The organism is Campylobacter mucosalis (assembly GCF_013372205.1).
Lineage (GTDB): Bacteria > Campylobacterota > Campylobacteria > Campylobacterales > Campylobacteraceae > Campylobacter_A > Campylobacter_A mucosalis.
The window spans coordinates 1,041,533-1,054,116 of record NZ_CP053831.1; the positions used below are offsets into that span (position 1 = coordinate 1,041,533).

Annotated in this window: 6 protein-coding genes and 2 pseudogenes; 3 read left to right on the plus strand and 5 right to left on the minus strand. The window is 35.3% G+C overall.

Annotation, left to right across the window (positions count from 1 at the left end; all coding sequences use genetic code 11):
• Positions 1 to 52 precede the first annotated feature (52 nt).
• Positions 53 to 1,153: a peptide chain release factor 2 gene (prfB, locus tag CMCT_RS05550; protein WP_034966709.1), complete on the plus strand. Its 1,101-nt coding sequence runs from the start codon at positions 53 to 55 to the stop codon at positions 1,151 to 1,153.
• Positions 1,146 to 1,640 (plus strand): Cys-tRNA(Pro) deacylase, encoded by a 495-nt coding sequence (ybaK, locus tag CMCT_RS05555; protein ID WP_034966706.1) that lies wholly within the window; start codon positions 1,146 to 1,148, stop codon positions 1,638 to 1,640. The genes prfB and ybaK overlap by 8 nt, the downstream gene beginning before the upstream one ends.
• Here ybaK and CMCT_RS05560 read toward each other — a convergent pair.
• A pseudogene (locus CMCT_RS05560) lies at positions 1,627 to 1,827 on the minus strand (UvrB/UvrC motif-containing protein); the annotation flags it as partial. The gene ybaK and the pseudogene CMCT_RS05560 overlap by 14 nt on opposite strands.
• A gap of 109 nt (positions 1,828 to 1,936) precedes the next feature.
• Between CMCT_RS05560 and CMCT_RS05565 the strand changes: the two are divergent.
• A complete protein-coding gene (locus CMCT_RS05565; RefSeq protein ID WP_176325055.1) occupies positions 1,937 to 4,480 on the plus strand; it encodes an autotransporter domain-containing protein in 2,544 nt (847 codons plus the stop codon).
• Between the two features lie 303 nt (positions 4,481 to 4,783).
• On the opposite strand, the pseudogene CMCT_RS09450 reads toward CMCT_RS05565, so the two are convergent.
• The 4 genes and pseudogenes from CMCT_RS09450 to uvrB form a co-directional block, all read right to left on the minus strand.
• Positions 4,784 to 4,921 (minus strand): annotated as a pseudogene (locus tag CMCT_RS09450) (hypothetical protein); the annotation flags it as partial.
• Between the two features lie 123 nt (positions 4,922 to 5,044).
• Positions 5,045 to 7,585: an autotransporter outer membrane beta-barrel domain-containing protein gene (locus tag CMCT_RS05575; RefSeq protein ID WP_176325056.1), complete on the minus strand. Its 2,541-nt coding sequence runs from the start codon at positions 7,583 to 7,585 to the stop codon at positions 5,045 to 5,047.
• Positions 7,586 to 7,844: 259 nt separating this feature from the next.
• Positions 7,845 to 10,400: an autotransporter outer membrane beta-barrel domain-containing protein gene (locus CMCT_RS05580; RefSeq protein ID WP_176325057.1), complete on the minus strand. Its 2,556-nt coding sequence runs from the start codon at positions 10,398 to 10,400 to the stop codon at positions 7,845 to 7,847.
• Between the two features lie 163 nt (positions 10,401 to 10,563).
• Positions 10,564 to 12,543, minus strand: a complete 1,980-nt coding sequence (gene uvrB / locus CMCT_RS05585; protein ID WP_034969537.1) for an excinuclease ABC subunit UvrB — start codon at positions 12,541 to 12,543, stop codon at positions 10,564 to 10,566.
• Positions 12,544 to 12,584: the final 41 nt, after the last annotated feature.

Here is a 12,584-nt window from a genome sequence, read left to right on the forward strand (position 1 = left end):
GCAAATATAAGATAAATTTTGATAAAATCTGCCAAAAAATTAAGGATAAAATGTGGATAACTACGAATACACCGAACTTTTAAAGAGCCTAAATACAAAGGTAAAAAATATAGCCGGAGTTATAAAACCTGATGAAATTTCAAAAAGACTTGATGAAATTTCAGAGCTTGAAAATGATGTGAGCTTTTGGCAAGATATCGCAAGAGCTGGGGCGATTGGCAAAGAAAAGGCAAAATTAAACGCAATGCTTGAAAAATTTAACTCTGCAAAAAATGCACTAAATGATGCAAAAGAGCTTTACGAACTTGCAAATTCCGAAAATGACCTTGATACGATTGAGATTTTATTTAACGAAGCAGATGAGCTTGAAGATAAAATTGTAAATTTAGAAATTTCAATGCTACTTAGTGGCGAAGATGACGGAAAAAACGCTATTGTAAGCATTCATCCGGGTGCTGGTGGCACAGAGAGTAACGACTGGGCGAGTATGGTTTATCGTATGTATTTGCGTTTTTGCGAAAGGGAGGGGTTTAAGGTCGAAACGCTTGACTTTCAAGAAGGCGATGAGGCTGGACTTAAAGATGTAAGCTTTATCGTAAAGGGCGAAAATGCCTATGGGTATTTAAAGGCTGAAAATGGCATACATCGTTTGGTAAGAACAAGTCCGTTTGATAGTGCAGGACGGCGTCACACGAGCTTTTGTAGCGTTATGGTAAGCCCTGAACTTGATGATGACATTGAGATTGAGATTGACGAGAAGGATTTAAAGATTGACACATATCGTGCTGGTGGTGCTGGTGGCCAACACGTAAATAAAACCGAGAGTGCAATCAGAATAACACACGCCCCAACAGGCATAGTCGTGCAGTGTCAAAACGACAGAAGTCAGCACAAAAACAAAGCCACAGCGATGAAAATGCTAAAATCACGCCTTTACGAGCTTGAACTTATGAAGCAACAAGAAGCGAGTGCAAACATAGAAAAGAGTGAGATCGGCTGGGGTCATCAGATACGCTCATATGTGCTTTTTCCATATCAGCAGGTTAAAGACAACCGAAGTGGCGAGGCTTACAGCCAAACGGACGCCATACTTGATGGGGATATAAAAAAGATGATTGAAGCGGTTTTAGTAAGTCAAAAATCCGATGAGTAAAATTCATAAAACAAATGCCGCAAGAGTGCTTGATGGCCTAAAAATAAGCTACGAACTACTTGAGTATGATGTCGATGAGAGCGATTTAAGTGCTGTGCATTTAGCTAAAATCACTGGCGTTGATATAGCTAAAATTTACAAAACTATCGTGTGTGAGGTGGGCACGAGAGAGTATATCGTGGCGTGCATTCAGGGTGATTTGGAGCTTGATTTAAAGGCGTTAGCAAACGTAAGCGGACATAAAAGGTGCGAACTTTTAGCACTTAAAGAGCTTGAAAAAGTCACTGGATACATACGTGGCGGCTGCTCTCCACTTGCGATGAAAAAGCAGTTTGCCACGTTTATAGATGAACGTGCCTTAAGTCAGGATAAAATTTTAATTTCAGCAGGAGTTAGGGGTAAACAAATTTGCATAAACCCAAACGACCTTGCAAGTGCAACAAGTGCAAAATTTAAGAGCATTGCAAGAGTGATTAAAGCGCCCTGATTTTTGCTATCTCATCACGCAAAGCTGCTGCTTTTTCAAACTCTAACGCTTCTGCTGCTTTAAACATCTCTTTTCTTAGCTCTTTTACGATTTTTGCTCTCTCATTTGCTGGCATTTTTTCAAGTTTTTTGCCTTTTTGATAGCTCTTGCTATCGTCTTCTTCGTGCAGACTATCCTCTATATTTCTATAAAAAGTAAAACTTTATTTAAAAAGCATTATAAATTTTAACATTACTTTAAGTGGGGGGGGGGGTAAAATATTACCGTAGTTTCTACAATAATTTAAGGAGTTAAAGATGAAATTTTCAAAGATTGCATGTGTTGCACTTTTAAGTGCTAGTATATCTACGGTTGCGTTGGCTGTACCAAGTGCTGATGTAGCTAATTTGGCTCGTGAAAAAGAAAGTGAATCGGTTAGAACAGCTGCTTATAACAAAATTCTTAAAGCAGTAAATGATTTAGGTAGCATTTACGGTGAACTAAGCAAATGGAGTGGAGAGCAAGGTTCTTCTAGCACTGATATAAATACAAAAATTTATAATGCCCTTAAAGTGATAAAAGATGAAAAAAGCAAAATTACAGAAAGTGGAGAGATTATACTAAACGGTAAAGATGCTTCAACTTTAACAATAGATAACCAAGGAGTTATAAAATTAAAAATAGCAGGCGGTGATAACACAGTGGTTGAGAATGGTGGTCAAGCAATAACCATAACTCTTGATGATTTTGCAAAGACTGGTAACAATCATGATAAGATAGCACAGATATTTGCAGACAATAACAAAGATGTTTGGGAATCGTTTGTGACAGAATTTACAAAAGAACACAATAAAAGAAAAACTGAAAGAGAGAATACGATAGACGGCGCTATAGAAAACATCATAAGCAAGCCTGAACAAATAGATGAAAAAGACGATCAATACAAAGCATTTGTCGAAAACAAAGATTACATACTAGATAGAATCCAAAATGTTATGAAAGAAGAACAAGCTGATGTCACAAAAAAACAAGAAGCGCTAAATAAAGCAATAAAAGAAGTAAAAAAAGACAAGCTAACACTTAATGGCACAGACAAAAAATCAATCGACAAGCAAGAGACTGATATAAAAGCACTTGCAAATAAATTAACCACAGCAAAAGGCAACAATGCCAATAATAAAGATGCTGTTAAAGAAAAAGCCGACGCATTAATAGCAGCCATAGATGCTGGTGTAAAGCTACAAACTAAAACCGCAGGTGGCAAAGAGTTAACCAAAAAAGATATTGACGCTATTGTTAATGGTACTGCAAAGAAAGAGGATTTTGGCGATGGTCAAACCGCTTTAGATAATGAGCAAAACAAAGCTACTGTTCTAAATGCACTTATAGGAGACCCTAGTAATGGTAACGAAACTGGCGCCCAAAAAGCAGTGGTAGATGCAACAACTGAGATAGGCAAAGTAAAAACAGCATCAGACAAAGTAGCAGAAGCACAGAAAGATCTTGCTAAAACAAATGAAATAATGGCTAGTGCAAACAAAGCCATTGCAAAAGCAACCAGCGACGAAGGCATCGCAAATGCTAAGTCAAAGGCTCTAGACGATGTCATAAAACAAGTTGCAAAAAAACAAAAAACAGCAGATGATTTAAAAACAGCCCAACAAGAACTAAAAAACGCAGCTAATGCTCGTGCAACAGGTGTAACAAAGGTTGCAAACCTAGAAGAGAAACAAGGTGAAGTATTAGGATCATTTACTGATACTGTCTTAGCAAATGATACTGTAAAATCTATAGTAACCTCATATAATGCAAAAGAACTTGCTGATACTGCAAAAGCACTAAACACATCAATAGAGCAAAGCCAACGATCACAGAACAAAGGTACATCTACTGATATCATAATGTTTAATACAGGACTTGCTACAAACACTCGCTTAGCAAAACTATCAAACCCATTTAATGCAGACCTAGCACTAGCACAAGCTATTAATGAGCTAGAAGGAGAAACATTTGCTGATGCTGGTGATAGTCTATCAAGTGTAATAAAAGAGTATACAAATAGATTTAACCATGATAATAACCTATGGGGTAATATCTTTGGTGGTAAAGGTAAAATAAAAGACTCTGCTAATCCAAGCATTTGGGGTGTAACACTAGGTTATGATAAAGCATTTGATAACACTATAGTTGGTGGATTTATCAACTATGCAAAAGTACAATCAAAAGATTCACAAGTAAGAAGTGAATCTGATAACTATAGCTTTGGTGTATATTCAAGAAGCTACTTTGATCAAAGCGAGATAGATGCTAAGATTGGATATGGATTTGGAAGAAATGAACTAAGCAGACATGCAATGGATTCTAAGATAGGTACTTCAACAGGAAAGTATGATAGTAAATTCTTTGATGTAGATGTTGAGTATGGTTATGTATTTGGTTTAGGTAATGCTATGTTTATTAAACCTATAGCAGGTCTATCATATACTCATATTAAACATGATGGCTTTACAGAAGATGGTAATGTTCCTGCTATATTTGGTAATACAACTCTAAAGACACTAAAAGCAAAACTTGGTAGTGAGTTTAGAGTATATACTGATAATGCAGGCTACTTTTATATAACTCCTGGTGTAGAAAGAGAACTTAGTAAGAGTGCAAATGACCTTAGTGTAAAATTTGTAGGTTCTAGTAAAGATGTAGTGTTTGATGCTGATAAGAAAAAGAATACATACATTACTCTTAAGACTGGTGCTGAGTTTAAGATTACAAACAATCTAAGCACAAACATTAACTTTGGTGCAAAAGCTAAAGCAAAAGAACAATACTATAATGGAACACTTGGAGTTTCTTATAAATTCTAAGATACATACAATAAGTATGCATACAAACATACAATAAATAAACATACATACATACTAAACAGCTAAGACTTAGGTCTTGGCTGTTTGGGAGTATGACTTTATAATCCTAACTCATTAATCTAATTTATTAATCTTAACTTTATCACTATTATGTAGCATCCGTACAAGATTGTATCTCTAAAATCAGCTAAAATTCTGTCATATTAAAAAATTAAATAAATGATAAGCTATGGCAGAATCTCACGTAATATCAGCCCTTACAGCTGTTATATAAATATCTACATATTTTTATACCTAAAAACATTTTGTAGATGTTGGCGTTATGCTGTTTGCTTTGTTGTATTCATCTTGGATTTTTCGTCTTTGTGTCGTTATGTCAATGGCTTCTTGCATTGAGTTTGTAATCTTTTTACAAAATATCACAACCATGCCATTTATGTTGAGTTAGAGTTATAAAGTTAGGATTATAAAGTCATACTTCCAAACAGCCAAGACCTAAGTCTTAGCTGTTTAGTATGTATGTATGTTTATTGTATGTTTGTATGCATACTTATTGTATGTATCTTAGAATTTATAAGAAACTCCAAGTGTTCCATTGTAGTATTGTTCTTTTGCTTTAGCTTTTGCACCAAAGTTAATGTTTGTGCTTAGATTGTTTGTAATCTTAAACTCAGCACCAGTCTTAAGAGTAATGTATGTATTCTTTTTCTTATCAGCATCAAACACTACATCTTTACTAGAACCTACAAATTTTACACTAAGGTCATTTGCACTCTTACTAAGTTCTCTTTCTACACCAGGAGTTATATAAAAGTAGCCTGCATTATCAGTATATACTCTAAACTCACTACCAAGTTTTGCTTTTAGTGTCTTTAGAGTTGTATTACCAAATATAGCAGGAACATTACCATCTTCTGTAAAGCCATCATGTTTAATATGAGTATATGATAGACCTGCTATAGGTTTAATAAACATAGCATTACCTAGACCAAATACATAACCATACTCAACATCTACATCAAAGAATTTACTATCATACTTTCCTGTTGAAGTACCTATCTTAGAATCCATTGCATGTCTGCTTAGTTCATTTCTTCCAAAGCCATATCCAATCTTAGCATCTATCTCGCTTTGATCAAAGTAGCTTCTTGAATATACACCAAAGCTATAGTTATCAGATTCACTTCTTACTTGTGAATCTTTTGATTGTACTTTTGCATAGTTGATAAATCCACCAACTATAGTGTTATCAAATGCTTTATCATAACCTAGTGTTACACCCCAAATGCTTGGATTAGCAGAGTCTTTTATTTTACCTTTACCACCAAAGATATTACCCCATAGGTTATTATCATGGTTAAATCTATTTGTATACTCTTTTATTACACTTGATAGACTATCACCAGCATCAGCAAATGTTTCTCCTTCTAGCTCATTAATAGCTTGTGCTAGTGCTAGGTCTGCATTAAATGGGTTTGATAGTTTTGCTAAGCGAGTGTTTGTAGCAAGTCCTGTATTAAACATTATGATATCAGTAGATGTACCTTTGTTCTGTGATCGTTGGCTTTGCTCTATTGATGTGTTTAGTGCTTTTGCAGTATCAGCAAGTTCTTTTGCATTATATGTGGTTACTATAGATTTTACAGTATCATTTGCTAAGACAGTATCAGTAAATGATCCTAATACTTCACCTTGTTTCTCTTCTAGGTTTGCAACCTTTGTTACACCTGTTGCACGAGCATTAGCTGCGTTTTTTAGTTCTTGTTGGGCTGTTTTTATTTCTTCAGGTTGTTTCTTCTGCTTTATTGCTACATCCAGTGCCATGAATTTGGCTTCTGCTATTTCTTCGCTACTAGTAATTGTCGCAATAGTTTTATCTGTGTCGGTCATAAGTTTGTTAGAAGTTGCAAGGTTTTCATTTGCTGTTTTAACTTTACCTATTTCGGTTGTTACTTTACCTATCTCTGTTTCTGCTGCTTCTATATAGCCACTACCTTTAGTAGCCTCCTCTATAAGTGCATTAAGTACTTTTCCTATTTCAGTATCTCCTGTTAAACTAGCTGCATCAGCATGATCAAAATCGCCATGAGTTACTTTACCAGCACCACCAGCAAGGATAGCATCAATGTCATCTTTAGTTAGAAGCGTAGCTTCTGCATTTTTTCTTTTAAGCTGCACACCTTCGCCTATGGCTGCTTTTAGCACTGTTGCTTTTTCTTTGTTGTTTTCATGATTTGAATCTTTAAGTTTTGCCTGATTTAGCTGTGTTTTAAGTCCTTTAATTTTGTTTTCTTGTTCACTTATTCCAGCATTATCTTTACTTTTTAGGACTACCTTGCTAGTATCTACTTTTTTTACCACTTCATCTACTTTACCTTGAGCATCTTTAACAGCCTTTTCTTTTGCGGCTATGTCTGCTTTGATGGCATTCTCTATGGTGCTTTTGTTTTCAATAAATGCCGTATACTTCTCAATTGGGTCAGCTACATCGCCAGTAGCTTTTGCAAGTTCCACTGCTGCTTCGTTTATTTTTCCAGCTCTTTCATTTTTTAATTCATTGTGTTTGTTTGTAAATTCTGCTATAAGTTTATTCCAAAGTTCCTCGTTTTTATCATTAAATATTTTTACTATTTCATTTTTATGAGCGTTTGCAAAATCATCAAGAACAAGGGTTAATCCAGTATTACTATCTCCACTGTGAACAGCCTCAAGCCCATCACCCTTTATGAGTAGTTTTATTTCCCCTCTGTCAGTTATTACTAGCTTTGATTCTCCTGATTTTATTTCGAGGTTGGAGCTGTCTGGTGCTATATCGGTTTTTACTTTTTTTATTTTTTCAAGGGCATTATAAATTTTTGTGTTCAGCTCTGCTGAGAGACCATTCTCACCTTGGTCTGTATTCTTACCATTCCAGTTTTTTAAATTTGCATAGCCTATGGTTTTTAACTCTTTTACGGCACTAATAACTGCTTGATAAGCAGCTTCTTTTGTCTTTTGTGTTGTTTGTGCTGTTCCTAGGTTTACCAGCTCAATGCTATTAGCCAACGCAACCGTAGATATACTAGCACTTAAAAGTGCAACACATGCAATCTTTGAAAATTTCATTTTAACTCCTTAAATTATTGTAGAAATCACAATGGTATTTTACCCCCCCCCACTTAAAGCAATATTAAAATTTATAATGCTTTTTAAATAAAGTTTTACTTTTTGATGTTTTTTTGGTGTAAATTAGATTAATAAATTAGACTAATGAGTTAGGATTATAAAGTCATACTCCCAAACAGCCAAGACCTAAGTCTTAGCTGTTTAGTATGTATGTATGTATGTTTATTGTATGTTTGTATGCATACTTATTGTATGTATCTTAGAATTTATAAGAAACTCCAAGTGTTCCATTATAGTATTGTTCTTTTGCTTTAGCTTTTGCACCAAAGTTAATGTTTGTGCTTAGATTGTTTGTAATCTTAAACTCAGCACCAGTCTTAAGAGTAATGTATGTATTCTTTTTCTTATCAGCATCAAACACTACATCTTTACTAGAACCTACAAATTTTACACTAAGGTCATTTGCACTCTTACTAAGTTCTCTTTCTACACCAGGAGTTATATAAAAGTAGCCTGCATTATCAGTATATACTCTAAACTCACTACCAAGTTTTGCTTTTAGTGTCTTTAGAGTTGTATTACCAAATATAGCAGGAACATTACCATCTTCTGTAAAGCCATCATGTTTAATATGAGTATATGATAGACCTGCTATAGGTTTAATAAACATAGCATTACCTAGACCAAATACATAACCATACTCAACATCTACATCAAAGAATTTACTATCATACTTTCCTGTTGAAGTACCTATCTTAGAATCCATTGCATGTCTGCTTAGTTCATTTCTTCCAAAGCCATATCCAATCTTAGCATCTATCTCGCTTTGATCAAAGTAGCTTCTTGAATATACACCAAAGCTATAGTTATCAGATTCACTTCTTACTTGTGAATCTTTTGATTGTACTTTTGCATAGTTGATAAATCCACCAACTATAGTGTTATCAAATGCTTTATCATAACCTAGTGTTACACCCCAAATGCTTGGATTAGCAGAGTCTTTTATTTTACCTTTACCACCAAAGATATTACCCCATAGGTTATTATCATGGTTAAATCTATTTGTATACTCTTTTATTACACTTGATAGACTATCACCAGCATCAGCAAATGTTTCTCCTTCTAGCTCATTAATAGCTTGTGCTAGTGCTAGGTCTGCATTAAATGGGTTTGATAGTTTTGCTAAGCGAGTGTTTGTAGCAAGTCCTGTATTAAACATTATGATATCAGTAGATGTACCTTTGTTCTGTGATCGTTGGCTTTGCTCTATTGATGTGTTTAGTGCTTTTGCAGTATCAGCAAGTTCTTTTGCATTATATGAGGTTACTATAGATTTTACAGTATCATTTGCTAAGACAGTATCAGTAAATGATTCTAATACTTCACCTTGTTTCTCTTCTAGGTTTGCAACCTTTGTTACACCTGTTGCACGAGCATTAGCTGCGTTTTTTAGTTCTTGTTGGGCTGTTTTTATTTGGTCGGCATTTTTGCTTTCTATGGCTAATTTTAGATCAGTAGATTTGGTGGCTGCGATAATTGTGCCGCTAGTAGCTTGTGCGATTACGTCTCTAAAGTCACCCATAAGTTTATTTGAGATATCGAGAGTTGCTTGTGCTTGTTCTACTTTTTGTATCTCATCTGTAACTTTTTCTATTGCGGTTTGTGCATCTTTTGTCATTTTTGCTGCACCACCTTGTGCAACTTCTCCGATGAGAGCGCTTAGTACTTTTCCTTTATTTTCATCTCCTGACAAATCAGGTGCATTGTCATTGTCAAAGTCATCTTTACTTGCTGTGCCAGCAAGGATAGCGTCAATGTCACCTTTGGTTAGAAGTGTATCCTCTGCATTTTTTCTTTTAAGTTTTACGCCTGCATCTATGGCTGCTTTTAGTGCAGCTGCCTTTTCTACGTTATTTTCTTGTGTATTAGGTTTTTGTTTTGCTGTGTTTAGTTGATTTAATATTTCTTGTATAGCAAGTTCTTGTGCTTTGATTTTCTTATTGTCCGTTGTACTTGAAAGGGTTACTAGTTTATTATCTACACCTTTTATGGTAGTAGATAGTCCAGTCTGAGCAGTTTTAACTGCGTCTTGTTTCGATTTTATATCTACGTTGATAGCATTCTCTACAACACCTTTTTTGTCAATAAATGCTGAGTATTGATCATTAGGATCAACTATGCCGCTAGTAGATGTTGCAAGAACTACAGCTTCTTCATTTATTTTTTTAGTCCTTTCATTTTTTAATTCATTGTGTTTGTTTGTAAATTCTGCTATAAGCTTGTCCCAAAGAGCACTATTTTTCTCACTAAATATTTTTGCTATATCGCTTTTTTTATTATCATTACCGCCTTCGGCTTTAAAATTATCAAGAACTATTTTTAATTCAGTATCAGCACCTACTGTGCCGTGAACAGCTTCAAGTCCGTCACCCTTTATGAGTAGTTTTATATCTCCGTTGTTCTCTATTACTAGCTTTGATTCTCCTGATTTTATTTCAAGGTTGGAGCTGTCTGGTGCTATATCGGTTTTTACTTTTTTTATTTTTTCGAGCGCATTGTAGATTTTTGTGTTTAATTCTGCTGAGAGTTGGTTTGTGCCCTCGCCTGTTTTATCGCCATTCCAATCTTTTAATTTATCATAGCCTACGGCTTTTAACTCTTTTACGGCACTAATAACTGCTTGATAAGCAGCTTCTTTTGTCTTTTGCGCTTCTTGAGCTTTGTTTAGATTATCTAGCTCATTATTTTGAGCCAATGCAACCGTAGATATACTAGCACTTAAAAGTGCAACACATGCAATCTTTGAAAATTTCATTTTAACTCCTTTGAGTAATATTGTAAAAATACAGCAGTATTTTACCCCCCCCAATTAAAACAATCTTAAAAATAATAATTTTTAAATCGTTAATGAATTTAGGTTTATTAACAATTAGGCTATTATATAAAATATAAATTTTATCAATTAAATATAATAATGATTAAAGCGCCCTGATTTTTGCTATCTCATCACGCAAAGCTGCTGCTTTTTCAAACTCTAACGCTTCTGCTGCTTTAAACATCTCTTTTCTTAGCTCTTTTACGATTTTTGCTCTCTCATTTGCTGGCATTTTTTCAAGTTTTTTACCCTTGCGGTAATTCTCGCCCTCATCCTCTTCGTGCAGACTATCTTCAATGTTTCTACTTGCAGATGTTGGCGTTATGCCGTTTGCTTTGTTGTATTCATCTTGGATTTTTCGCCTTTGTGTCGTTATGTCAATGGCTTCTTGCATTGAGTTTGTTATCTTTTTACAAAACATTACAACTCTACCATTTACGTTTCTTGCAGCCCTGCCCATTGTTTGAATTAGGCTGGTTTTTGAGCGTAAAAAGCCCTCTTTATCAGCGTCCATTATGGCAATAAGGCTAACTTCTGGCAGATCAAGCCCTTCACGAAGCAAATTTATACCAATTAACACATCAAATTCGCCCTTTCTAAGCCCCCTAATAAGCTCATTTCGCTCAATGGCGTCAATGTCAGAGTGCATATATTTGACACTTATGCCTAGCTCTGTGTAGTATCTAGTTAGCTCTTCTGCCATTTTTTTTGTAAGAGTGGTTATCAAAACTCGCTCATTTTTTGCGGTCGTTTCTTTTATCAAATCGTGTAAAATTTCAACCTGATTGTCGCTATCTTTTAGCTCGATGAGTGGATCAAGAAGCCCTGTTGGACGCAAAATTTGCTCATAAATATGCCCATGTGAAAGTTCAAGCTCAAGCTCGTTTGGTGTGGCTGAAACAAACAAAAAATTTGCTTTTTTGCTTATAAACTCATCAAATTTTAAAGGGCGATTATCAAGGGCTGATGGCAAACGAAAGCCGTATTCAACGAGGGTTTCTTTACGACTTCTATCACCTGCATACATACCACGAAATTGCGGCAAACTAACGTGGCTCTCATCAACGATGACTAAAAAATTTCCATCATTTAAAAGTGAAAAATAATCAAACATCGTAAATGGCGTCTCGCCCTCTTTTAGCCCAGTTAAGTGCCTTGCGTAGTTTTCGATGCCCTTACACACGCCAGTTGAGCTAAGCATTTCAAGGTCAAACTCTACGCGTTGTTTTAGACGTTGCATCTCAACTAATTTATTCTCATTTTTATAAAATTTAAGCCGTTCATCAAGCTCAGCTTCTATGCCTTTTATCGCCGATTTTAAGCGGTCTTCACGCACGATAAACTGACTTGTCGCATAAAGGGTAAATTTTGACACATCTTTTATCTTTTTATTATCAAGCACCTCAAAGTGAAACATCGCTTCAATCTCATCACCAAAAAACTCAATGCGTAACGCTTCATCGCCCCAATAAGCTGGATAAATATCCACAACATCGCCATTTACCCTAAAATTCCCCCTGTCAAAATAGGCGTCATTTCTAGTATAGCCCATATCTACAAGGCGGTTTAAAAGTGTCTTTTGATTTATCTCATCGCCCACGTTTAGGTATTGCACCATACCTTGATACTCACTAGGATCGCCTAAGCCATAATTTGCCGAAACACTAGCGATAACGATAACATCATCAAAGCTAAGCAAACTTGCAGTAGCTGAAAGGCGAAGGCGTTCAAGCTCATCATTTACCGAGCTATCTTTTTCTATAAATAAGTCTTGACGCGGTATATAGGCTTCTGGCTGATAGTAATCATAATAGCTTATGAAATACTCAACGTGATTTTGCGGAAAAAAGCCCTTAAATTCGCTATAAAGCTGGGCGGCGAGCGATTTATTGTGTGTCATTATTAATGTTGGCATTTTAAGCTCTTTTATCACATTTGCCATTGTAAAGGTCTTACCAGATCCCGTTACGCCAAGAAGTGTGTTGTAGCGGTTGCCATTTTTTATGCTTTTTACGATACCTTTTATCGCTTTATCTTGGTCTTTACTTGGGCTAAATTTGCTTGAAATTTTAAACTCTGACATTTTTACTTCTTAAATATTAAAAATTTTGGCTAATTTTAACA

Bases quoted from the DNA above. Each gene is read 5' to 3' on its own strand.
- ybaK (WP_034966706.1), top strand. From the start codon at position 1,146: ATGAGTAAAATTCATAAAACAAATGCCGCAAGAGTGCTTGATGGCCTA.
- uvrB (WP_034969537.1), bottom strand. From the start codon at position 12,543: ATGTCAGAGTTTAAAATTTCAAGCAAATTTAGCCCAAGTAAAGACCAA.
- CMCT_RS05575 (WP_176325056.1), bottom strand. From the start codon at position 7,585: ATGAAATTTTCAAAGATTGCATGTGTTGCACTTTTAAGTGCTAGTATA.
- CMCT_RS05580 (WP_176325057.1), bottom strand. From the start codon at position 10,400: ATGAAATTTTCAAAGATTGCATGTGTTGCACTTTTAAGTGCTAGTATA.
- CMCT_RS05565 (WP_176325055.1), top strand. From the start codon at position 1,937: ATGAAATTTTCAAAGATTGCATGTGTTGCACTTTTAAGTGCTAGTATA.